17 protein-coding genes are annotated in these 24213 nt (G+C 65.7%); 8 read left to right on the top strand and 9 right to left on the bottom strand.

All coding sequences use genetic code 11. The features are described 5' to 3' along the window. The coding region (locus tag ACO1P8_RS12195; protein WP_486296146.1) for a YkvA family protein at positions 1-169 on the bottom strand (169 nt) is incomplete at its 3' end. A 276-nt stretch (positions 170-445) separates the two neighbouring features. On the opposite strand from ACO1P8_RS12195, the gene ACO1P8_RS12190 reads away from it, so the two are divergent. After that, positions 446-2680, top strand: coding sequence for a TonB-dependent receptor (locus tag ACO1P8_RS12190; RefSeq protein ID WP_486296142.1), 2235 nt, complete (start codon positions 446-448; stop codon positions 2678-2680). 44 nt (positions 2681-2724) lie between these two features. On the opposite strand, the gene ACO1P8_RS12185 is transcribed toward ACO1P8_RS12190, so the two are convergent. From ACO1P8_RS12185 to mfd, 3 genes are all read right to left on the bottom strand, one after another. Continuing rightward, positions 2725-3837, bottom strand: coding sequence for a hypothetical protein (locus tag ACO1P8_RS12185; protein WP_486296141.1), 1113 nt, complete (start codon positions 3835-3837; stop codon positions 2725-2727). Positions 3838-4034: 197 nt separating this feature from the next. Then, positions 4035-4892, bottom strand: coding sequence for a phosphoserine phosphatase SerB (serB, locus tag ACO1P8_RS12180; RefSeq protein WP_486296145.1), 858 nt, complete (start codon positions 4890-4892; stop codon positions 4035-4037). A 23-nt stretch (positions 4893-4915) separates the two neighbouring features. After that, positions 4916-8380 (bottom strand): transcription-repair coupling factor, encoded by a 3465-nt coding sequence (gene mfd / locus ACO1P8_RS12175; protein ID WP_486296140.1) that lies wholly within the window; start codon positions 8378-8380, stop codon positions 4916-4918. A 29-nt stretch (positions 8381-8409) separates the two neighbouring features. Here mfd and ispD point away from each other — a divergent pair, with 29 nt between their 5' ends. Then, positions 8410-9093, top strand: a complete 684-nt coding sequence (gene ispD / locus ACO1P8_RS12170) for a 2-C-methyl-D-erythritol 4-phosphate cytidylyltransferase (RefSeq protein ID WP_486296139.1) — start codon at positions 8410-8412, stop codon at positions 9091-9093. Next, a complete protein-coding gene (gene ispF / locus ACO1P8_RS12165) occupies positions 9090-9584 on the top strand; it encodes a 2-C-methyl-D-erythritol 2,4-cyclodiphosphate synthase (protein ID WP_486296138.1) in 495 nt (164 codons plus the stop codon). The genes ispD and ispF overlap by 4 nt, the downstream gene beginning before the upstream one ends. Before the next feature lie 18 nt (positions 9585-9602). Here the strand turns inward: ispF and ACO1P8_RS12160 are convergent, their stop codons facing one another. Genes ACO1P8_RS12160 through risA form a run of 4 tightly spaced genes read right to left on the bottom strand, consistent with a single transcriptional unit; the run spans position 9603 to position 12938 of the window. After that, entirely contained in the window at positions 9603-10121 is a 519-nt protein-coding gene (locus ACO1P8_RS12160) for a carboxymuconolactone decarboxylase family protein (RefSeq protein WP_486296137.1), read from the bottom strand. Between the two features lie 54 nt (positions 10122-10175). Next, on the bottom strand, positions 10176-10724 hold the full coding sequence (locus ACO1P8_RS12155; protein WP_094843098.1) for a peroxiredoxin: 549 nt from the start codon (positions 10722-10724) through the stop codon (positions 10176-10178). 53 nt (positions 10725-10777) lie between these two features. After that, the gene (gene risS, locus ACO1P8_RS12150; protein WP_486296136.1) at positions 10778-12169 is read right to left on the bottom strand and encodes a sensor histidine kinase RisS; all 1392 of its coding nucleotides are present in this window, start codon (positions 12167-12169) and stop codon (positions 10778-10780) included. Between the two features lie 34 nt (positions 12170-12203). Next, positions 12204-12938 (bottom strand): response regulator transcription factor RisA, encoded by a 735-nt coding sequence (gene risA / locus ACO1P8_RS12145; RefSeq protein ID WP_066639002.1) that lies wholly within the window; start codon positions 12936-12938, stop codon positions 12204-12206. A 131-nt stretch (positions 12939-13069) separates the two neighbouring features. Between risA and tsaB the strand changes: the two genes are divergently transcribed. Together tsaB and ACO1P8_RS12135 are read left to right on the top strand one after the other, a co-directional pair. Next, entirely contained in the window at positions 13070-14473 is a 1404-nt protein-coding gene (gene tsaB / locus ACO1P8_RS12140) for a tRNA (adenosine(37)-N6)-threonylcarbamoyltransferase complex dimerization subunit type 1 TsaB (RefSeq protein WP_486296135.1), read from the top strand. Beyond that, positions 14466-15530, top strand: coding sequence for a uracil-DNA glycosylase (locus ACO1P8_RS12135; protein ID WP_486296134.1), 1065 nt, complete (start codon positions 14466-14468; stop codon positions 15528-15530). Before tsaB ends, ACO1P8_RS12135 begins: the two co-directional genes overlap by 8 nt. A gap of 99 nt (positions 15531-15629) precedes the next feature. On the opposite strand, the gene lplT is transcribed toward ACO1P8_RS12135, so the two are convergent. Beyond that, positions 15630-16946, bottom strand: coding sequence for a lysophospholipid transporter LplT (gene lplT / locus ACO1P8_RS12130; protein WP_486296133.1), 1317 nt, complete (start codon positions 16944-16946; stop codon positions 15630-15632). 339 nt (positions 16947-17285) lie between these two features. Between lplT and smc the strand changes: the two genes are divergently transcribed. Genes smc through ligA form a run of 3 tightly spaced genes read left to right on the top strand, consistent with a single transcriptional unit; the run spans position 17286 to position 24094 of the window. Next, entirely contained in the window at positions 17286-20816 is a 3531-nt protein-coding gene (smc, locus tag ACO1P8_RS12125; RefSeq protein ID WP_486296132.1) for a chromosome segregation protein SMC, read from the top strand. A 45-nt stretch (positions 20817-20861) separates the two neighbouring features. Beyond that, entirely contained in the window at positions 20862-21989 is a 1128-nt protein-coding gene (locus ACO1P8_RS12120; protein ID WP_486296131.1) for a cell division protein ZipA C-terminal FtsZ-binding domain-containing protein, read from the top strand. After that, the gene (ligA, locus tag ACO1P8_RS12115; protein WP_486296130.1) at positions 21986-24094 is read left to right on the top strand and encodes an NAD-dependent DNA ligase LigA; all 2109 of its coding nucleotides are present in this window, start codon (positions 21986-21988) and stop codon (positions 24092-24094) included. The genes ACO1P8_RS12120 and ligA overlap by 4 nt, the downstream gene beginning before the upstream one ends. Positions 24095-24213 lie beyond the last annotated feature (119 nt).

The following is a 24213-nucleotide window of genomic DNA, read 5'->3' as shown; positions in this document are numbered from 1 at the left end:
GAATGAAGTCCGGTATCAGATCGATCGGGCTGAGGATATAGGCGACCACCAGGATCGCCAAGGCTTTGGCGTACCACGGCGTTGCCGGGTGGCGCAGGGCGAACCATAGCGTCATCGCGTCCGCCCGGGTGCGTAGTGCCCACAGGCGCGTGAGCTTCAGCCAGGCCATCTTGCATCTCCCGATCCCGGAATGGGGTTGCTCCAGCTTATCGCGGATTCTGCACCCACCGGCGCCGCGCATCGACGTGGCCGCTGGACGTGGCGCAAAAGCTTACTTGATGCTGAATGTCCTGTGGGCGAACGTCTCAACAGACCTGACGCCCAACCGCCACATTTTCTTCACAAGGTTAATAAACATTGTTCGAGGCTACAAGTTTGTCTATGATTCGGCACAAAAATCCAAATAAGAATCATTGTCATTATTGTTCTTTCTCGGAGAAGCCCCTTGAAACAGCAGGAGTCGTATTCGCTGAATACGCTGACGCAGTCCCTGGCCGTCGCACTGGCCAGTCCCGCCTTGTTCATCGCCACGCAGGTTTCCGCCCAGAACGCGCCGGTTACGGAAATGGCGCCGGTACAGGTGGAAGGCGATTCCCTCTACGACGTGCCGGTATCCTCGTCGACGAAATTCACTGCGCCCTTGCTGGACACCCCCAAGTCGGTGCAAATCATTCCGCAGACCGTGATCCAGGATACGGCGGCGACCTCGCTGCAGGATGTCCTGCGGAACTCGCCGGGCATCACCTTCGGCGCGGGGGAAGGCGGCCAGCCCCTGGCCGACCGCCCATTCATACGCGGCAGCTCATCGGGCAGCAATATCTTCGTTGACGGTATTCGCGACCCGGGCGGGCAGACCCGCGAGATCTTCAATGTGGAGAGCGTCGAGATCATTCGCGGGGCGGACTCCGCTTATGGCGGCAGGGGATCGGGGGGAGGGAGCATCAACCTCGTCAGCAAGAAGCCCAAGCTGGGGTCCTTCGTCCAGGCGGACGCCGGGCTGGGCAGCGACGCGTACTGGCGTGGTACGGTGGACGCCAATTGGCAGTTCAACGACAACTCCGCCTTCCGCCTGAATCTGCTGGATGGCAAGGGCAACGTGCCCGGGCGCAACGTGGTCGATTACGACAAATGGGGTGTCGCGCCGTCGCTGTCTTTCGGCCTCGGAACGCCGACGCGCGTCACGTTGAGCTACTACCATTATCAATCCGACGGTATGCCGGACTACGGCGTGCCGCTGGCCAGCAAGATCCCGGGCAAGCACACCAGCGACGGCATCCTGAATGTGGGGCGGGACAAGTTCTACGGCGTGCTCGACCGCGATTACCAGAAGAACAAATCCGACATTGGCACCATCGAGTTCGAACACGATTTCAACGACCGCACGACGGTACGCAATGCGACGCGCTACGGGCAGACGCTGAACGACTACGTCTTGACCAACCCCGGCGACGGCGGCGCGGCGCGCTTCGACCCCGTGACCAACGAATGGTGGATGCAACGCGGCTTGAAATCGCGCTGGCAGCAGACGACCCTGCTATCCAACGTGACCGAGCTGTACGGCAAGTTCGACACGGGTACGCTCAAGCATACCTATGACATCGGCATCGAGTTCACCAGCGAAAGAAACAAGAACGCCAGTTATAACGTCACGACGACGGCCGGCAGCTTTTGCCCCGGGGTGTACGCGGCCGGCGCGATGGACTGCACCCCCGTTTATCATCCCGATCCGCATGACAATTGGTCGGGCAGTATTTCGCGAGGGCCGCTCAGCAACGATTCCACGTCCAATACCCGCGCAGTCTACGCGTTCGATACGATCGAGTTCAATGACCGCTGGTCCCTGAACCTGGGCGGCCGGTTCGACAACTACCGCATCGACGGGGACTTCCTGCCACGCGGCGCCACCACGTCGCAAAGCAGCGATGGCAGTTGGAATATCTTCAGCTACCAGGCCGGGATCGTGTACAAGCCGGCGCCCAACGGCAGCATCTATTTGTCCTATGCCACGGCCTCCACGCCGCCGACGGTCAGCGGTGGCGACCAGGAAAGCCTGTCGGCAACCACCGGCAGTCTGGATCCCGAAAAAAGCCGGACGGTCGAACTGGGTACCAAGTGGGATGTGCTGAACGAAAAACTGACGTTGACGGCGGCGCTGTACCAGACCGAACGGACGGATGCGCAGATCGAGGTCGACCCGGGCGTATTCGCGCAGGCCGGCAAGACGCGCGTGCGCGGGCTGGAGCTGGGTTTCGCCGGCGCAGTCACGCCGAAGTGGAATGTATTCGGCGGCTACAGCTTCATGGACAGCGAGCTGCTCAAGGGCGCCTATAACGGCGTGAATCAGGGCGACCCTTTGGCCAACACCCCGCGCAACAGCTTCAGCCTGTGGAATACCTACAAACTTCTGCCGAAATTCACCGTCGGCGGTGGCATTTACTACGTCGGCAAGACCTATGGCGGAAACCAGGGTGGGGCCGGCGGCGGCACGAACAGCGTCTATATGCCGGCTTACTGGCGTTTCGATGCCATGGCGGCCTACCAGGTATCGCCCAATCTCAGCTTCCAGCTGAACGTATTGAACCTGACCGACAAGGAGTACTTCTCGCGCACCAACGGCGTGCATCACGCGGATTACGGACCCGGCCGGCAGGTCATCCTGACGACGTCGCTGCGGTATTGACGCATGGGGGGCGGGCGGACCTCGTCCCCCATGCCTGCCCGGCATCAGCCGATTTTGTCCTTGAGCCGGTCGGCTCCGGCCGGGATGCTGGCCTGCACCGCCGCCACCGCGGCCTTGTATCCCTTCGCGGGGTTGCCATTGCCGAACAAGGTCGCGATGGCCAACAGCGCCACCGGGCATCGTCCGCCGGCGGCGCCGCCGGCAGTCCGGCAGCCGTGGTTCATGGAAGGTTGCCGCGCGCCTTTCAGTAAACCGGTGGCGACCTCATACGGATGCCGATGGGTCCTGTGCTCGGGACCGCGGAATTTATTGGCGACCGCGTGGACCTTCTTGTGCATCATGTTCCATGCGGGGATGGGGGCTGTAATGACGTTCAGGCCCATCGCGGCATCCATGGCGGGATTCATGCTCATGTTGACGAGCTCCCGCGTGTATTGGTGGCATTGGCAGTCGCAGTCGGGGTAGTGGTCCAGCACCGACTGGATGCCGTCGAGCCTGCTGTACGAGAGCGCCACTTTCAGTGTCGCCATCAGGTGCGTGAACACCGAGCCCATGGAGGCGAATGTCGCGGCGAATTGCGAAAAGCCGCTGGCGCTGGTCGAGGTCCAATGGGCGATCTGATTCAACAGATTCGCCAGCGTGGGCGATAGGGCGGTTTTAACACCCAGTGGGGTCGCGAAATGCGATCCGTAGGTCGCGGCGCCATGCGCGTAGCCCGTCACCGCGAAGGCCTGCGAGATTTTGTCCACCCATCCCATCGGCGTCATCACGACGGCTGTGGCACCGGAAACCTCCACCGCATTGTTCACGACCTTGCCAATCCGCGGAAGGTTTACTCCGGCCGCTGCCGCGCCTTTGAGCGCCAGCACGGGCACGCCTTTGACCGGGCCGTAGCCGAAGGGGATCTGCACGACGATGGGCGCGATCTGCTCGAAGAGATCGAGCCACTTGTTCGCTTCCTCGATGGTGAACCCGCCGACGGCGTGGCATTCGCGGCTTGCGACATCCAGGCCGCCCAATGCGGCCTGCATCATGGCAAGAACCGTATCGAAGGTCTTGCGCTGCCGCTCCATGTAGGCAGGATCCCGGTGTCGGGAAGCCATCATTGCCTGCAGCTCGCGCTGCTTGTACGTCTGGTAACCGGTGGGGTATGGCATCGTGATCTCCTGCGACTGTCCCCGAAAGGGAAATGAACCGAATGTTGGTCCGTCCCATATTCTTGTCTTGTCTCGGGGGCAAGTCGTTCAGAAGTCTCTGATCCCTTCCAAATTTCAAATTTGCATGCCGTGCCCGCCGGCGCGGATGTTTCGATGTGCCGCGCGCGATCGGACAGCGCGCGGCGGGTGGGCAGGCGTCAATGCTCGAACCAGTTCAGCACGCCGTCCAGGCCCGATACGTTCAGCGCGAAGCGCGTCTGCTCGCGCACGATGGGTTTGGCGTGGTAGGCCACGGAGTAGCCGGCCAGCCCCAGCATTTTCAGATCGTTGGCGCCGTCGCCCATGGCGATGATCTGGTGCGGCGCGGCGCCGTGGCGTCGCGCGAACGCGCTCAGGCGTTCGGCCTTGCCGGCCGCGTCAACGATGTCGCCCAGTACCCGGCCGGTCAGCCTGCCGTCCACGATCTCCAGCGTATTGGCGTGGGCTTCGTCCAGGCCCAGGCGCTCGCGCAGGCGTTCGGTGAAGAAGGTGAACCCGCCCGATACCAGCAGGATCCGGATGCCGGCATCGCGCGCCGATGCGATCAAGGTCTCCGCGCCGGGATTCAGGCGCAGCTTATCGCGGTACACCTGTTCCAGCGCCTGTGCCGGCTGGCTGGCGAGCAAGGCCACGCGCCGCCGCAAGCTCTCCGAGAAATCGGTGATTTCGCCGCGCATGGCGGCTTCCGTAATGGCCGCCACTTTGTCCTTCACCCCGGCCACGCCGGCAATCTCGTCGATGCATTCGATATTGATCAGGGTAGAGTCCATATCCATCGCCAGCACCTTGCATTGCGACAGGGTGCTGCCCCTGGGCACGAAGGCGTAGTCCACGCCCGCGGCCTCGCACCATTGCCGTACATCCTGGCGCGTCGCGTCGTCGTGCTGTACATCCAGCAGGCGCGCCGCCGTCGCGCTCAGGCGGTGCAGCCCCTGGGCCTGCGACAGCGCGGCCACTTGCTCGCAATGTTCGGCGGCCAGGGCGGGGGATTGAATGACGAGATGGTGTGGGTTCATGTCCAGGGAAATATCGGGGTTGTTCATGCCAGGGCCCGCAGTACGGTGCGCACGGCGTCGACGCGGGCCGGGATCTGCTGGCCCTTGATTTCGACGCGCAGCTTGTCCTGGCCGGCCAGCTTGATGTGGCGTTGCTTTTGCACCAGTTCGATGATGCGCAGGGAGTCCACCGGCGGGTTGGGTCCAAACTGCACCAGCGCCTGGGTTTCGCTCGCATCGATCTTGACGATCCCCAGTGCCTGCGCGGCCAGCCGCAGGCGGTGCGAGGCCAGCAGCGTCTGTGCGGATTCCGGTAGCTTGCCGAAGCGGTCTATCAGCTCTTCCTGGATGCGGATCAGGTCGTCCTCGCCGTCCGCGTGCGAAAGGCGCTTGTACACCGCCAGACGGGCATGGACGTCAGCGCAGTAATCGGCCGGCAATAGCGCGGGCGCGTGCAGATTGACTTCGCAGGATTTGCCGAACGGGGCTTCCAGGTCGGGTTCTTCCCCGGCTTTCAGGGCGCGCACGGCCTCGTTCAGCATATCGGTGTACATCGAGAAACCGACTTCCTGGATGTTGCCCGATTGCGATTCGCCCAGGACTTCACCCGTGCCGCGGATCTCCAGGTCGTGCATCGCCAGGTAGAAGCCCGAGCCGAGTTCTTCCATGGCCTGGATCGCTTCGAGACGCTTCTTGGCGTTGGAGGTGATGGCGTCCTCCCCTGGCGTGAGGAGGTAGGCGTAGGCCTGGTGATGCGATCGGCCCACGCGTCCGCGCAGTTGGTGCAGCTGTGCCAGGCCGAAGCGGTCCGCCCGATGGATCACGATGGTGTTGGCCGTCGGGACGTCGATGCCGGTTTCGATGATGGTGGTACAGAGCAGCACATTGAAGCGTTGCTGGTAGAACCCCTTCATGACCTGTTCGAGGTCGCGTTCGCCCATCTGTCCATGGGCGACGGCGATGCGGGCTTCCGGTACCAGTTCTTCCAGCCTGGCGCGCCGGTTGTGGATGGTTTCCACTTCGTTGTGCAGGAAGTAGGCCTGGCCGCCGCGCTTCAGCTCGCGTAGCAGCGCTTCGCGGATGGTGCTTCCGTCTTCGCGCCGCACGAAGGTCTTGATGGCCAGGCGCTTCTGCGGCGCGGTCGCGATAACGGAAAAATCCCGGATGCCTTCCAGCGACATGCCCAGCGTGCGGGGGATGGGCGTGGCGGTCAGTGTCAGCACGTCGACTTCGGCGCGCAGGGACTTCAGTGCTTCTTTCTGGCGTACCCCAAAGCGGTGCTCCTCGTCGATGATGACCAGGCCCAGCTGCTTGAAGCGCACATCCTTGGAGAGGATCTTGTGCGTGCCGATGACGATGTCGACGCTGCCGTCGTTGATGCCCTGGATGGCCGTCGCGACTTCCTTCGCGGACCGGAAACGGGACAATTCGACGACGCGCACGGGCCAGTCGGCGAAACGGTCCGCGAAGGTCTGCGCGTGCTGTTCGGCCAGCAGGGTGGTGGGACAGAGCAGGGCAACCTGCTTGCCGTTGGCGACCGCAAGGAAGGCGGCCCGCAGCGCTACTTCCGTCTTGCCGAAACCGACGTCGCCGCAGACCAGCCGATCCATGGGATTGCCGGATGTCATGTCGTGGATCACGGCCTGGATGGCGGCGGCCTGGTCCGCGGTTTCCTCGAAGCCGAAGCCTTCGGCGAAGGCCTCGTAGTCGTTGGGCTGCAACTTGAAGGCATAGCCTTCGCGCGCCGCCCGCTTCGCGTACAGGTCGAGAAGTTCCGCCGCGGTGTCGCGCACCTGCTTGGCGGCCTTGCGGCGCGCCTTATCCCATTGTCCCGAACCCAGCTGGTGCAGGGGCGCGGTTTCCGGGTCGGCACCGCTGTAGCGCGCGATGACGTGCAACTGCGAGACGGGAACGTATAGCGTGCTGCCGTTGGCGTATTCGAGATGCAGGAATTCCATCTCGCCTTCGCCCATGTCCATATTGATCAGGCCATGGTAGCGGCCGATGCCATGCTGGGCGTGGACGACCGGATCGCCCTCGCGCAGTTCCGACAGGTCGCGCACCATGGCTTCGACGTTGCTGGCGCGCTCCTGCTCGCGGCGGCCGCGGCGGCCGACCGCGGCCTGCCCCGGGTACAGGTCGTTCTCGGTGATGAAGGCAATGCCTTCGGCGGGCAGGCTGAAGCCCGATGTGAGTGGCGCGGCCAGCAGGGCCAGGCGCGCCGGAGACAGGCGGAAGTCCTCGATGGAGGCTGCCTCGAAATCCGGCGCCAGGTCGAACTCGGCCAGCATCTGGGCCAGTGTCTCGCGCCGGCCGGCGGAATCGGCGCATAGCAGGATGCGCCACTTGCCGGCATCGACCACCGTGCGCAGCCGCGCCACGGGGTCGTCGGCCCGCCGCGTGACCGCCACGTCGGGTGCCGGCCCGATATCGGGATGGCCGGCGTCGGCCGTCAGCGCAAGACGTTCGAAATCCTTGAGCTGGCCGAACAACGATACGCTATCGAGGAACAGTGCGTCCGGCGCCAGCACCGGACGCTCGCGGTCGCTCTTCAGGAATTGGTAGCGGCTGGAGGTATCCTGGGCAAAGCGGCGGATGGCATCGTCGATATCGCCGATCGTCACCATGATGGTGGACGGCGCCAGGTAATCGAACAGGGTGGCGGTTTGCTCGAAGAATAGCGGCAGGTAGTATTCGACGCCCGCGAATGCGATGCCGTTGCCGATATCGCGATAGGGCACGGCACGCGAAGGATCCCCTTCGAAGATCTCGCGGAAGCGTGCGCGGAAGCGGTTGCGCGCTTCCTCGTCCATCGGGAATTCGCGTCCCGGCAGCAGTTGCACATGATTGACCGGGTACAGGCTGCGCTGGGTGTCGACGTCGAAGGCGCGTATCGATTCGATTTCGTCGTCGAACAGGTCCAGCCGGTAGGGCACCGCCGAGCCCATGGGGAACAGATCGATCAGGCCGCCGCGCAGGCAGAATTCCCCGGGCGCCGTGACCTGGGTCACGTGACTGTAGTTGGCCAGCGTCAACCGCCCTCGCAGCGCGGCCTCGTCCAGCTTGTCGCGCTGCTTGAACGAAAACGTATAGGCGGCCATGAACGAAGGCGGCGCCAGGCGATACAACGCGGTGGTGATGGGCACGGCCAGGACGTCGACGGAATGACGCATCAGTGCGTCCAGCGTCTTCAGCCGTTCGGAAATCAGGTCGTGATGCGGCGAGAACGCATCGTAGGGCAGCGTTTCCCAGTCGGGCAGCTGGCGCACGCGCAGATCGGGGTCGAACAGATGGATTTCGTCGGTCAGCCGTTGCGCTTCCAGCGGATCGGCAGTCAGGACGAGCAGCGGGCGGGCGGCCTGGCGGGCCAGGTCGGCCAGCAGCCATGCATCGCCCGAGCCGGGGGGGCGGGGCTGTGCATATCGGGTGCCGGGTTTGAGGGCCGCCAGGATGGAGTCCGTCGACGGGACCAGCGGCGCCGGGGGGGAAGAGGGGAAATCTGCAGGCATGAGAAGGAAGATTATAAAATCTCCAGCCTATGTCCGCCTCTCTTATCGCGATCGTTCCCGCGGCCGGCATCGGCGCCCGTGCCGTGGCCGCCGGCGGCGCCGGTCTTCCCAAGCAGTATTACCCCCTGGCCGGGCAGCCCATGCTGCGGCATTCGGTACTCGCGCTACTCGCGGATCCGCGGGTGTGCCAGGTGCGCGTTGCCGTGTCGCCCGGCGATGCCTGGGTGGAATCCGCGCTGGCCGGACTTCCGCGCACCGTATGGCGCGAATGTGGCGGCCCCACGCGCGCGGTCACCGTTGCCAACGCCCTGGGCGATAGCGGGGCGGCGGACGACGACTGGATATTGGTTCACGACGCCGCGCGTCCCGGCCTGACGGCCGCCGCGCTGGCGCGGCTGATCGACGCGTGCCTGGAAGATGCCGTGGGCGGCCTGCTGGCGCTGCCGGTACGCGACACGGTCAAGGCCGGGCACGAGCGCGTCGTGCGCACGGTGGATCGGCAAGAGCTCTGGCAGGCGCAGACGCCGCAGATGTTTCGCGCGGGGCTGCTGCGACGGGCGTTGCGCGAGGCCGGTGAGCGCGGCGTCGACGTCACCGACGAGGCATCGGCCATCGAAGCCGCCGGCCACGCGCCGTTGCTGGTGCCGGGCGTCATGCGCAATTTCAAGGTGACCTGGCCGGAGGATTTCGGCCTGATGGAGAAATGGCTGTGAATATTCCCTTCCGCGTAGGGCAGGGTTTCGATGTCCACGCATTGGCGGTGGGCCGTCCGTTGGTCATCGGTGGCGTCACCATTCCGCATACCCATGGGCTGCAAGGGCATTCCGATGCGGACGTCCTGCTTCATGCCATTACCGACGCGGTGCTGGGCGGCGCCGCGCTGGGCGATATCGGCCGGCATTTCCCGGATACGGATCCGGCCTATCGCGGCGCCGATAGCCGCGTGCTGTTGCGCGCTGCCATGGCCAAGGTGAAAGAGGCGGGCTGGACCGTCGTCAATATCGACGCCACGGTGCATGCGCAGGCGCCGAAGATCGGCCCGCATGCCGCCGCAATGGTGGGCAACATCGCCGCCGACCTGAGCCTGGACGAAAGCGCGGTCAACATCAAGGCCAAGACCAACGAGGGGCTGGGCTACCTTGGCCGCAAGGAGGGCATCGCGGCCACGGTAGTCGCCCTGCTGGCACGCGACGCCACGGTCTAGGGCGAGGGCCTGTCCCGCTTACTTGCCTTGCGCGGTCAGCACCAGCGCTGCCGCGTTCACCACGGCGGCGATGCGGCCCACATCGCGCAACTGCTCCACCGTGTAGCCTTCTTTTTTCAGCAAGGCGTAGTGCGACTGCACGCAGAAGTGGCATTTGCCGACGATAGAGGCCGACAAAGCGAACAGCTCGAATCGCTTTTTGTCCACACCGCCGCTGGTCGAGTAGGCATTCATGCGCAGTTGCGCGGGCAGGCTCTTCAGCTGCGCATCTTCCGCCATCTCGACGTACGGATACCATACGTTGTTCATGCCCATCAGCGCGGCCGCCGTCAGGGCGGCGTTGGCGTCGGTGTCCGACAGGCCTTTCTTGAAGGCTTCGATCAGGAACGGGCTACGCGACGCGAAGGCCGCCGCCAGCGCGGCGCCCACCGCGTCTTCCGCGGGCAATGTGGACCGCGCGATCACGCCGTCCAGGTTCAGCCGGATATCCTTGGCCCAATCCGGCACTGAGTCCTTAATGGTTTGGATAAATTCCATAGTTTTTACCTATAGCGTGAAGCAGCGAAAGCCCGGCGAACCGGGCTGGGGATCTTACAGCGTGTCGCCGCCAACCTTACGGTTGCACGGGCACAGCTCGTCGGTTTGCAGGCCGTCGAGCAGGCGGAGGACTTCCTCCGGATTGCGGCCGACATTCAGGTTGTTCACCGAAACGTGTTGGATCACGTTGTCCGGATCGACGATGAAGGTGGCGCGCAGCGCCACACCGGCGGACTTTTCACGCACGCCCAACTGGTCGACCAGGGCGCCCGTGGTATCGCCGAACTGGTAGTGGCCCAGCTTGTTCAGGTCCGGGTGCTCGCGGCGCCACGCCAGCTTGACGAATTCGTTGTCGGTCGAACCGCCCAGCAGGACAGCGTCACGGTCTTCGAATTCCTTGGCCAGGGCATTGAAGCCGACGATTTCGGTCGGGCACACGAAGGTGAAGTCCTTCGGATAGAAATAAATCACCTTCCACTTGCCAGGGAACGAGCTTTCGGTGATGTCCTCAAAGGCGGACACGCCGTTTTCTTCGTGGTGGTTGAAGCCGGGCTTGACGCCGGCAACCTTGAAAGGCTCGAGTTTGTCGCCAACAGTTTTCATGTGGACTCCTTGCTTTTTGGGTGATGAAACTCAGACCCGTAAATTTTACGCTATTAAGTTTCGCTGTCTAATTGATAATTTCTAATTCGGGCTTTGGGCAATTCTATCCTCGCCGTCAGCCCGCCGCCCGGGCGGGGCAGCATCTTCAGGGTGCCGCCGACGTGCTTCAGCAGGCGCTCCACGATGGCCAGTCCCAATCCCGCGCCGCTCACGCCCGTGCGCGCCGCCTCGCCGCGGGAGAAGGGCCGCAGCAGCCGGTCCACATCGTCGGCCGCAATGCCGGGACCCCGATCCGAGACCTCGATGGCGATGATATTGCCTTCCGATTGCACGCCCATGTACAAGTGGGCCTGGCCGTCGCCGGACCGTCCATAGCGGCGGGCGTTTTCCAGCAGGTTGCTGACGATACGCTTGAGGTCCAGCGCCGTGATGCGTGCGCGCAGGCCGGGCGTGATGACGGCTTCGATTTCACCGCCGGTGGAGGCAGTATGGCTGCGCTCGCGATCCAGGAGTTCGCCAAGCACCCCCGAGACGTCGGTAGCCATCTGGGGCAGGGTGCCGGCGGGACGGGCATATTCCATCAATTGCCCGATACTGTGGTCGATCTGTGCGAGATCGTCGTCGATCGCCTGCCGAGCGTCCTCGGACACGCCGCTCATTTCGATCTCCAGGCGCATCCGCGCCAGCGGCGTGCGCAGGTCATGCGAGATCCCGGCCAGCATCAGCTCGCGGTCCGCCTCCGTCTGCCGTATGTCCTTGGCCATGCGGTTGAACGAGGCATTGAGGTCGCGGATTTCCAGCGGCCCGTTTTCCGGCAGGGGGGCCGGCGTCTCGCCGCGGGACAGTACCTGCGCGGCGCGCGCCAGCCTGGACAGCGGCCGGTTGACGAAACCGACACTGACGGCCGCGCCCACCAGCGATAGCAGCAGCGCGGTGGCACCCCAGCCCAGCCATTCGATGCCGCCCGTCAGGCCGATCTGTTCCCGCTCGAACACCAGCCAATACAGGTCATGGTCGATTTGAAAGCTGACCCAGAAGCCGGGCACTTGGTTCACGCCCCAGGCTATCTGCGTTTCGGGCCCGAAACGGCTGCGGATGTGGTCCGCCACCCGCTGCCAGTAATCGTCGTTGGGCAGGGGCTCGGCAAAATCGGTGAGTTCCCGGGGGTAGACCTGGATGCCCTCGTTCGTGGCCAGGTCCAGCAGCAGCTTGCTGCGTTCGTCCGTCTGCGAATAGACGAGGGCGGTACGGGTGATGTTGACGGCCGTGATCACCCGTTGCGCCATCTGGTTGGCGCGGGGGCCCAGCTCCATGCTGAAGAAGACCTGCAGCCAGGCGCCCAGACTGACGAGCATGAGTGCGGCGAGCAACAGGAAGGTACGGCCGAACAGTCCCAGACGTACACGCGACGTCATGGCTTTGAGGGCGCTGCGAAAACGGAGCATGTTGCGGCGTTCCTGCCCCGGGAACGATCAGGTTTCAGCTCCCACCGTCCGGCACGAAGACGTAGCCGAGTCCCCATACTGTCTGGATGAACACCGGCTTGGAGGGGTTCGGTTCGATCAGCTTGCGCAGGCGCGAAATCTGCACGTCCAGGCTGCGATCGAAAGCTTCGTATTCACGGCCGCGCGCCAGCTCCATGAGCTTATCGCGCGACAGAGGAATCTTGGGATGGCGGGCGAACACTTTCAGCACCGAGAACTCGCCCGTGGTGATCGGTACCTGTTCGTTGTTGCGGGTCAGGGTGCGGGTGGACAGGTTCAGCACATAGGGGCCGAAGGCGATCGATTCGTTTTCCTGGCTGGGCGCGCCCGGGTGTTCTTCCGTACCGCGGCGGCGCAGGATCGCGTTGATGCGGGCCAGCAGTTCGCGCGGATTGAAAGGCTTGGACAGGTAGTCGTCCGCTCCCATCTCCAGGCCGACGATGCGGTCGATTTCCTCGGCCTTGGCGGTCAGCATGATAATAGGCGTGTTGTCGTGCCCACCACGCAGGCGACGGCAGATGGACAGCCCGTCTTCGCCGGGCAGCATCAGGTCGAGCACCAGGAGGTCGAAATGCTCCCGCTGCCACAGCTTGCCCATTTCCTTGGCATCTTCGGCGACGAAGACATTGAAGCCCTGTTCCGAGAGATACCGCCGTAGCAAGTCGCGCAGGCGGGGATCGTCGTCGACAACGAGGACTTTTCGCGTCGGAGTGGTGTTTTGCGTATTCATGGCCGGAAATGTAACAGCGCCCGGAATGAGCGGCTAGTGGTCGTTCACAAGATATTACACATTGGACAGGTTGGTTGAAATCCCCCTTACAAGCGAGGGCAAGTCTTTGGTATTACGTACAATTCCCGGCTATGAAACCGACTTTATTGGCGCTTGAAACGTCATCCTCTCGCTGCAGCGTCGCGCTGCTGCGCGACGACGCGGACGGCGCGCCCATCGCCACGCTGGAGCACGAAGGGGCCCAGGAACATGCCGAGCGGCTGCTGCCCATGGCGCGCGAGCTGTTGCGCGACGCCGGCATCGGGCCGGAGGGCATCCAGGCGGTTGCCTTCGGCCAGGGTCCGGGCGGCTTTACCGGCCTGCGGGTGGCGTGCGGCGTGGCGCAGGGCATCGCCATGGCCCACGACCTGCCCGTCGTTCCCATCGTGTCCCATATGGCGGTCGCGGCCCAAGTGCCGGCGCGGCCGGACCAGGCCGTCATCGTGGCCCTGGATGCCCGCATGGAAGAGGTCTACCTGGCTGTGTACCGCCGTGCCCAGGGCGCGGCGGACGATACGGGCTGGGAGGTCCTGCAGGCGCCCCTATTGATCGCTGCCGCCGAAGTCGTGCCCTGGATTGAAGACCATCTGGACGAATGGCGGGCGCGTACCGGGTTGGCGCTCGCCCCCGTGCTGGCCGGCGATGCGTGGGACGCGTATGCCCGGCAGATGACACCGCATGCGGATTGGACCCGCTACGACGCCCGGCGCCCGCACGCGCGGGATATCGCCCGGCTGGCATTGCAGGCCTGGCGTCGCGGCGAAACCGTACCGCCGGAGCAAGCCATGCCCCTGTACGTGCGTGACCGGGTCGCCTACACAACGGCGGAGCGGCTGGCGGGGCAGGGGGGCAACCCCAAGGCTACCCCCGCGCTGGAGACGGCCGCCCTCGAGCCGATGAACCAGGTCCCCGCCGCCGCGCCAGGGCCGGCGGCTGCGGTGCCGGTGGACGCCGTTGCCGGCGCCGAATCAGGACAGGCAGCCGCCGGCGCCGGGTCGATCGCGGCCACGCCGCGCGGGGATGGCCTGCCGGTGGAAATGTCGCCGATGACCGTGCTGGATCTGGACGATATGGAGCGCATCGAGGCCTCCGTCCAGGCCTTCCCCTGGACTCGCCGCAATTTCGCCGATGCGCTGGCGGCGGGCTACGACACCTGCGTGTTGCGCCGGGCGGGCCGCATGTTGGGATTCGCCATCCTGATGCACGCGCCGGACGTGTCGCATCTACTGGTGGTGGCTATCGACAAGGCCTTGCATCGCCAGGGGCTGGGGTCCAGGCTGATCGCCTGGTGCGTCCAGCGTGCCCGCGATCGTGGCATAGGCGGGGTGCTGCTGGAGGTTCGCCCGTCCAACGCGGGTGCGGTGGCGTTCTACGAGCACCATGGTTTCCGGCGCGTGGGCGTGCGGCGCGGATATTACCCCGCAGGCCGGGGACGGCGCGAGGACGCGCTGGTCATGCAGAAGCCGGTTCCCATCGACGAGGCCGGACATGGCTGAGGCGACCGGCTTCCCGGCGAAGGCGCCGGTGCTCAACCCGCTGCAGCGGGCGTGGCTGCGCGAGATCGGCATGGAGAAAGTATGGCTGCGGCAGGAAGCGCCGCAGCCCGCCGCGACGGCCGCCGGCGATGCAGCCGCAGTGTCGGCCCCCGCAGCCCGGGTGCAGTCCGCGGCCCAGGGCCGGGCCGGGGCGGTCGCGCCAGATGCGGCGCAGGGTGGGACCGTTGCGCGGCCGGCGCCCAGGGCACCCGCCGCGGCATCCGCCGCAGGCACAGCATCGTCCGTGGATGCCGTCGCAGGTGCGGGTACGGGTTCCGGAAGCAGCCCTGCGTCCGATGTACAGCAGTCATCCGGCGGGCAGCCGGCGTCCGGGCCCGGCGCGCCGGCGCGGCGTCCGGTCCTCGGGCCGCGCCCCGCGCCGTCCTCGGCCCCCGCTGCGCGTTCCGCCAAGGAGACCCCGCCGCAGCCCGCACCGACGGCCGAATCGCTGGCAACGCTGGACATGGCCACCCTGCGTGAGCGCGTGCTCGAATGCACGGCCTGCGGCCTGTGCCGTGGGCGCCGGCAGGCCGTGTTCGGCATGGGGCCGGAGCAGGCCCGCTGGCTGGTGGTCGGCGAGGCGCCGGGCGAACAGGAAGATCGCCAGGGCCTGCCTTTCGTCGGCCGTTCCGGCCAACTGCTGGATGCCATGCTGGCGGCCGTCGGCATGAGCCGCGATCGCGATGTCTATATCGCCAATGTCATCAAGTGCCGGCCGCCGGGAAATCGCAATCCCAAGCCGGAAGAGATCGCCGCCTGCCGTCCGTACCTGATGCGCCAGATCGCGCTGCTCAAACCCGAACGCATCCTGGTGCTGGGCCGGTTCGCCGCGCAGACGCTGCTGGAAACCGATGCGGCCATCGGCAGCCTGCGCGGTCGCGTCCATGTCCTGAAAACGCCGGATGGCGAGATACCCATGGTGGTCAGCTACCATCCGGCCTATCTGCTGCGCAGCCCCGTCGAGAAAGCGCGCGCGTGGCAGGACCTGCGTCTGGCGGCGGCAGTGGCGCTGTCCTAGCCACCGCTTCCGCCAGCGTCCGCCCGCCAGTTCCCGATGATGTCCCAGGGTTGGGCCCGGAGCAGTCCCGGGCCTGCCCCGTCGGGTCCGGCGCGCAGCCTAGTGGGCGCGGCCTTCAAGGGCCTTGCCGTGGCCTTCCTGGCCGATCTGGCCGATCAGATCCGGGCTGTCCTGCATGTTGCGGCGGCTCCAGCGCATGAATATCAGCATCAGGATGGCGACGATGGAGCCGAAAATCACGATGATGATGCCGATCGGCAGGTTCAGCCATAGCAGCAGCGTGTAAATGGCCACCATGAGCAGGATGTTGAGCTGCTCATTGAAGTTCTGCACGGCGATGGAGTGGCCCGCGGACAGCAGGACATGCCCGCGATGCTGCAGCAGGGCATTCATCGGCACGACAAAGAACCCGGCCAGGCCACCCACCACCAGCAACAGCAGATAGACGTGCCATGTGTTGTGCACCAGCGGCATCAGGAGTACGACCAGCCCCATGGCGGCACCGACCGGCAGGACGCACAGTGCCTTGCGCAGGGGAATGCGGCCGGCCAGGATGGACCCGATGACCGTCCCCACCGCCGCGATGCCCATCAGGATGGACGCCTGGTCCAGGCGGTAGCCCAGTTGGCTGCGGCCCCACTCGATGACGATCAGTTGCAGGGTGGCTCCGGCGCCCCAGAACAAGGTGGTGACGGCCAGCGATATCTGCCCGAGCTTGTCGTGCCAAAGCACGCGGACGTAGCCGCCGAAAATGGAAATGAGCCGGATGGGGTTCTTCTGCTGCGGCGGATAGCGCACGTGGGTCTTGGGAATCAGCAGGTTGCAGGCCGAAGCCAGCAGGTAGACGCCGGCGATGACGAGGATGGCGGCCTCCGCGGGTGTATGCACGAGCTTGCTGCTCCAGGGGTGGCGCAGGATGAGGCCCGAAATGTCGGGTGAGATCAGCGCCCCGCCCAGCACCGTGCCCAGGATGATGGAAATGACGGTCAGCCCTTCGATCCAGCTATTGCCCTTGACCAGCAGTTCGGGCGGCAGCATTTCCGTCACGATGCCGTATTTGGCGGGCGAATAGGCCGCCGCCCCCACGCCCACCATGGCATAGGCCAGGCAGACCAGATAGGTTTGGTGGGCGTGCGAGATCCCCAGGCTGGCATAGGAGAACATCAGCAGACAGCCGCCCACCTTGAGGGCATTGGTGGCGAACATGACGCGGCCCTTGGGGTAGGAGTCCGCGATGGCGCCCACGAAGGCCGCCAGCAGCACATAGGCCAGCGCGAACGACCACTTCATGATCGGCGCCATCCAGTCCGGACCGCGCAATTCCTGGATGAGGGCAATCGCCGCAATGAAGAGCGCATTGTCCGCGAGCGAGGACAGGGCCTGCGCCGCCATGACCAGAAAGAAACCGCGTTTCAAAGAGATGTCCCCATTCACGTTGCCGGTCAGTATCCGGCAGCGGCCGCGGCATGAATAGGCCCGCGCCAAATTAAAGTGTCAGGGAGTATAGCGTCCGCCCTGGGGCGGGGCGTTGATGCGGCATCCCCGTCGCGGCCGGCCGGGATGGCGTGGCCGTCCCATGGCGGGGCGGATGGGCGGCGCCGCATGCGGCCCGGGCGGGCGGTGGGGTATCATAAGCCCCGAAAAAAGCCGGTCCATGGAACCGGTTCGTCAGCATCGGCCCCGCGGGGCCGATTTGCAATGCGCGGCAGGTCCGTCAACGCGTCCATCAACCCTCCGGTCAGTCAAACAGATACTGTGCGTCTTACCCAGCTAAAACTCGCCGGCTTCAAATCGTTCGTCGATCCCACGGTCATTCCGGTCCCCAGCCAACTGGTCGGCGTGGTGGGACCCAACGGCTGCGGCAAATCGAACATCATCGACGCCGTGCGATGGGTGCTGGGCGAAGCCAAGGCCTCGGAATTGCGCGGCGAATCGATGCAGGACGTCATCTTCAGCGGATCGGGCAATCGCAAGCCGGCCGCGCGCGCGTCGGTGGAAATGGTGTTCGACAACAGCGAAGGCCGCGCCGCCGGGCAATGGAGCTCCTATGCCGAAATCGCGGTGCGGCGCGTACTGACGCGCGACGGCACCAGCAGCTATTTCGTCAATAACCAGCAGGTACGCCGGCGCGACATCCACGATATCTTCCTCGGCACCGGCCTGGGCGCACGCGGCTACGCCATCATCGGCCAGGGCATGATCAACCGGCTGATCGAGGCGCGCCCTGAAGAGCTGCGCGTCTTCCTGGAAGAAGCGGCCGGTGTGTCGCGCTACAAGGAACGCCGCCGCGAAACCGAAAACCGACTGTCCGATACCCGCGAGAACCTGACCCGGGTCGAGGACATTCTGCGCGAACTCAACAGCCAGCTGGAAAAGCTGGAGTCTCAGGCCGAGGTGGCCCGTGAATACCGGGAACTGCAGGCCGATGGCGAACGCAAGCAGCACGCATTGTGGTTTCTGAAGGAATCCGGGGCGCGCGCGGAACGCCAGAAGAAAAGCCAGGAGATCGACCAGGCGCAGAACGAGCTGGAGGCCGCCGTCGCCGAACTGCGGGCGGGCGAAGCCGCACTCGAATCGCGGCGCCAGGCGCACTATGCCGCCAGCGATCTCGTGCACAATGCCCAGGGCCAGCTCTACGAGGCCAATGCCCAGGTCAGCCGTCTGGAAGCGGAGATCCGCCACGTGGTGGAATCCCGCAATCGCGTCCAGGCCCGCCGCGAGCAACTGACCCGGCAGATCGAGGAATGGGAGGCCCAGCAGACCCACTGCACGGAGCAAATCGCCCAGGCCGAGGAAGACCTCGCCGCCGGTATCGAGCGCGCGCAGGAAGCGCGGGCGATGGCCGAGGACGCCCAGGCGGCCCTGCCGGCCGTCGAGGCCCGGGTGCGCGATGCCGCCCAGGGGCGCGACGCCATGCGCGGTGCCCTGGCGCGGGTCGAACAGGATCTGGCCCTGGTCGCCCAGAGCCAGCGCGATGCCGACCGCCAGTTGCAGGCGCTGGAACAGCGCCGCGAGCGCGTGCAGCAGGAAATGCGCGACCTGCAGACGCCGGATCCCACGCGGCTGGAGGAACTGGGCGGCGCGCTGGCTTCCGGCCAGGAACAGCTGGAGGCCGCGCAGGAAGAACTGGCGACGCTGGAAACCCGTTTGCCGGAAGCCGATGCCGAGCGCGGCCGCGCGCAGGCCGCCGCGCAACAGGAGGCGCAGACGCTGGCCCGGCTGGAAGCCCGGCTGACGGCGCTGACCAAGCTGCAGGAGGACGTGCAGAAGCAGGGCGCACTGGAGCCCTGGCTGGCCAAGCATGAATTGGCGGGGCTGGGCCGGCTGTGGCAGAAGCTGCATATCGAACCGGGCTGGGAAACGGCACTCGAGGCGGCATTACGCGAACGCATGGCCGCGCTGGAAGTGCGCAGCCTGGACTGGGCCAGGGCCTTTGCCGAGGACGCGCCGCCCGCGCGGCTGGCGTTCTACCAGTTGCCGGCTGCCGCGCCGGCACCGGCCGCCGCGCAAGGCCTGCAGCCGCTGACCGGCCTGCTGCGCATCTCCGACGGCGACCTGCGCACGCTGATGAACGAGTGGCTGCGCGATGTCTACGTCGGCGATAGCCTGGCGCAGGCCCTGGCGGCCCGCGCTTCGCTCCCGCCGGGCGGTGCCTATGTGGTCAAGGACGGCCATCTGGTCGACGCCCACAGCGTGCGCTTCTACGCGGCAGATTCGGAGCAGTCCGGCCTGCTGGCGCGCCAGCAGGAAATCGAGAACCTGCAGCGCGAACTGAAGGCGCAGCAGCTGATCGCCGACCAGGGCCGTGCCGCTGTGGCTCGCAGCGAAGCGGCGTGGCAGCAGGTTTCGCAGGCGGTGGTTCCGGCGCGCCAGCGCGTGGCGGAAGTCACCCGTCGCGTGCACGACATCCAATTGGAGTATTCCCGCCTGCAGCAGCAGGCGCAACAATCGGGCGAACGCGGTGCGCGCTTGCGCGAGGACCTGGCCGAAATCAGCGCCCACGAGGAAGAACTGCGCGCGGCGCGCGAAGATGCCGAAGTCCGCTTCGAAACGCTGGACCAGGAATTGGCGGAACACCAATCGCGTTTCGCCGATGCCGAGATCGAAGGGGAAACCCTGGCCGAAAAGGCCGAAGCCGCACGTGCCCGGCTGTGCGAACTGGAGCGCGCGGTGCACGAGTCGGAATTCGCGCAGCGTGGCATCGAGGCCCGCATCCAGGACTTGCGCCGCAACCAGCAGCTGGCGGCGGACCAGAGCCAGCGCGCGCGCGCGGAACTGGAGCAGTTGCAGGGCGAACTGTTCGAGCTTGACGCATCGGCTTCGCAGGCCGGGCTGCAGGATGCGCTGGAGTTGCGCGCCGAACGCGAGGAAGCCCTGGCCCGCGCGCGCATCGAGATGGACAATCTGGCGGCCCAGCTGCGTGGCGCCGATGAAGACCGTGTGCGGCTCGAGCAATCCCTCGAGCCGCGGCGTGCCCGCATCATGGAATTGCAATTGCAGGAACAGGCCGCTCGCCTGGCCGAGGAGCAGTTCAGCGAGCAGTTGAACGCCCGCGAGGTGGATCGCGAAGCGCTGGCGCAGTCCCTGGAATCCATGCCCGAGGAATGGCGCCGCGCCAATTGGCTGCAGTCGGAAGTCGCGCGTATTTCGCGGCAGATCGATAGCCTGGGTTCGGTCAACCTGGCTGCGCTGGACGAACTGACGACGTCGCGCGAGCGCAAGGAGTTCCTGGATTCGCAGCAGCAGGACCTGATGACGGCCATAGAGACGCTGGAGGACGCCATCCGCAAGATCGATCGCGAAACGCGAGAGCTGTTGCAGGAAACCTTCAATACCGTCAATGGCCATTTCGGCGAGCTCTTTCCGCGCCTGTTCGGCGGCGGCGAAGCCAAGCTGATCATGACTGGCGACGAAATCCTGGACGCGGGCGTGCAGGTGATGGCGCAGCCCCCCGGCAAGCGCAACAGCACCATTCATCTGTTGTCCGGCGGCGAAAAGGCCTTGACTGCGACCGCGCTGGTATTCGCGCTGTTCAAGCTGAATCCCGCGCCGTTCTGCCTGCTGGACGAGGTCGACGCGCCGCTGGATGATGCGAATACCGAACGCTACGCCAACCTGGTCAGTGCGATGAGCGAGCAAACCCAGTTCCTGTTCATCTCGCATAACAAGATCGCCATGCAGATGGCGAAGCAGCTGGTCGGCGTTACGATGCAGGAGCAAGGTGTATCCCGCATTGTCGCGGTGGATATCGATTCGGCGGTTCAGCTCGCGGCCGAGGCCGCATAACTTAGATTGACAGAGGCGCGGCCCCCAAGGGCGCGGAATTGATACATGAGTGATTTGCAGATCGGGCTGATCGTCCTGGGTGTCCTGCTCATCCTGATGGTCCTGGGCTTCAATTGGTGGCAGGATCGCCGGGTACGCCGCAGGATGCAGGCGCATTTTCCCAGCAATGAGCACGATCCTCTGTTCGGCGGCACCGGCCAGGAAGGCGGCGCGGCGCACGTGCCGCATGGCACGCCCAGCCCATCCTCCCAGCGCCGCGAGCCGGCCTTCAACGGCGCGGCGCCCGCCAGCGCGTCCGCAGGCGCGGCCGCCGGCGCACACGCCGAAACGCCGCCCGTATCTTCCGGCGCCGCCCATGCCGAGGGCGACGATGGCGAAGAAGCCGATCCCACCTGCGAGGTGGTGATCGAAGTCACGTTCGCCGAGCCGGTGCGTGGCGGCGATCTGTTGCCCGTCACGCAAAGCATGCGCTCGGCCGGCCGCAAGCCCATGCGGGTCTTCGGCGTGACGGACGATCAGCGCCACCGTGCGCGCCTGCGCGCCGACGAGCGCTACGGTGCCCTGCAGATCGCCGTGTTGCTGGCCAACCGGAGCGGCCCGCTGACGGCCATCGAATGGTCGCAGGCCTGGGCTCGGGCCCAGGACCTGGGCGAGCGTTTCGATGCCGCCATCGAAGGACCCGATCAACAGGCCGTGCTGGAGCAGGCCGCCCGCCTGGACGACACCTGCGCCGCGCTCGACACGCAGGTAGGCCTGACCTTGCTGCTGGGCGGCGCCCAGCCGGCGGCGGAGGTCCTGTCCGTCGCGCGCGACCTTGGGTTCATCCATGACGGCCCGCGCCTGGTCTGGATGTCCGACGTCGGCCTGCCGCGATTCACGCTCACGCGGGGCGACGGCGCCGCGTTCGATGCCGGCATGGGCGGAGTCGAACGCCTGAATCTGCTGCTGGACGTGCCTTGCAGCCCGCCCGACGAACGCGCGTTCGGTCGCATGGTGGACGTCGGACGCCAGTTGTCGCAGCGGCTGCGCGCCGAACTGGTGGACGACCAGGGTAAACCGCTGGCCGACGCCTCCGTGTCGATCATCGACGAGCGCTTGCAGGTTCTGTTCGGCCAACTGGAGCAGGCCGGCCTGCGGGCCGGCAGCGAGCGCGCGTTGCGGGTGTTTTCGTGAAGGCTGGGGACAAGACCGGCGCGCAGGCGGAAATCGACCGCCTGCGTGTCGAAATCGAGCAGCACAATTACCGGTATTACGTCGAGGACGCGCCCAGCGTTTCCGACGCCGAGTACGATGCCCTGATGCGCCGACTCGAAGAGCTGGAGTCGGCCCACCCGGAGCTCGTGACGCCGGAGTCGCCGACCCAGCGGGTGGGTGCCACGCCCCTGGCGGCCTTCGGCGCCGTCACGCACGCGGTGCCCATGCTGTCGCTGGGCAATGCCTTCGATGAAGAGGAAGTCCGCGCTTTCGACAAGCGAGTGACGGACACCTTGCGCTCGTCCGGGCAACTGGGTCCGGCCAGCCAGCCGGACTACTTCTGTGAACTGAAGCTGGACGGCCTGGCGATCAGCCTGCGTTACGAGGGCGGCAAGCTTGTACAGGCCGCGACGCGGGGGGACGGGCAGACGGGCGAGGACGTGACGGCCAATATCCGCACCATTCGTTCGATTCCGCTGCAGCTCAAGCCCGGCGCCCCGCGCGTGCTGGAAGTGCGCGGCGAGGTCCTGATGAATCGCCGCGAGTTCCAGCGCCTGAACGCGGCCCAGGCCGAGCGCGGGGAAAAGGTCTTCGTCAATCCGCGCAACGCCGCGGCGGGTAGCCTGCGGCAATTGGATCCGCGCATCACGGCGCAGCGTCCGCTGCGTTTCTTCGCCTATGGATGGGGCGAGGTACACGGACTTGCCAATCGCCAGACCGGGCTGTTCGACGAACCGGCCCCGGGCGTGCGCCAGGCCGCCACGCTCCCGCGAGAATCGCACAGCGCGATGCTGGACTGGCTGGCCGAGCTGGGCTTGCCGATCAATACCCAGCACAACCGGAAAGCTACAGGCGCGGACGGTTTGCTTGCCTTTTATGCGCGGGTCGCGAAGCTGCGCCCGACGCTGGCCTACGATATCGATGGCGTGGTGTACAAGGTCGATTCGCTGCCGGCGCAGAAAGTGCTGGGCTTCGTCGCGCGCGCGCCGCGCTTCGCCCTGGCCCACAAATACCCCGCCGAGGAAGCGACCACGGCGCTGCTGGACATCGAAGTCCAGGTGGGGCGCACGGGCGCGATCACGCCGGTGGCGCGCTTGCAACCGGTTTTCGTGGGCGGCGTGACGGTCACCAACGCCACGCTCCATAACGAGGACGAGATCCGCCGCAAGGATGTGCGGATCGGCGATACCGTCATCGTTCGGCGCGCTGGCGACGTTATCCCGGAAGTCGTCGGCCCGGTGCTCGAAAAGCGGCCCGCGGACGCGGCCCCTTTCGACATGAAAAAGAAGTACCCGGTGTGCCCGGTATGCGGTTCGGCGATCGAACGGCCGGAAGGCGAGGCCATCGCGCGCTGTACCGGCGGCCTGTTCTGCGCCGCCCAGCGCAAGCAGACGCTGCTGCACGCGGCGGGGCGCAAGGCGCTGGATATCGAAGGGCTGGGCGAAAAGCTGGTCGATCAACTGGTAGAGCGCGATCGCGTCAAGTCGCTTGCGGATATCTACGGCCTGACCGCCGAGGAACTGGCCGCTTACGACCGCATGGGAACGAAGTCCGCCGAAAACGTGGTGCGTGCCATCGACAAGGCGCGCACACCCACGCTGGGCCGCCTGCTCTTCGCGCTGGGCATACGCCACGTCGGTGAAACCACCGCGCGCGACGTGGCACGGCATTTCGGCGACATGGATGCCATCATGGATGCCGGGGAAGAGCAGTTGCTGGAAGTTCCCGACGTCGGGCCAGCCGTCGCCGCGTCCATTCACCGCTTTTTCGCCGAACCGCACAACCGCGATATCGTCGAAGCCCTGAAGCGACAGGGGGTGCATCCCGTGGCGGAAGCCGCCGCGCGCAGCGGCGGCCTTTCCGGCAAGACTTTCGTGCTGACCGGTACGCTGCCGACCCTGACGCGTGAAGAGGCGACCAGCCATATCCTGGCGGCCGGCGGCAAGGTCAGCGGTTCGGTGTCCAAGAAGACGGCCTATGTGGTGGCCGGTGCCGATGCGGGCAGCAAGCTGGCCAATGCGCAGAAACTTGGCGTGCCCGTTCTGGACGAAGACGGTCTGAAGCAGTTGCTCGGCATGGGGTGAGCCGCCGGCGCATCCGCGGCAAACTCCACCGGGAAGCCAGGAAGGAAAACGAAAAGTAAAAGCCCCGCCACTTTGCAGTGGCGGGGCTTTTCATAATTCGCGCGTGCCGACTCCGGGTC

Source organism: Bordetella sp. (assembly GCF_057362025.1).
Note: the sequence above shows the minus strand (reverse complement) of the source record. Positions and strands in the feature narration are given on the sequence as shown.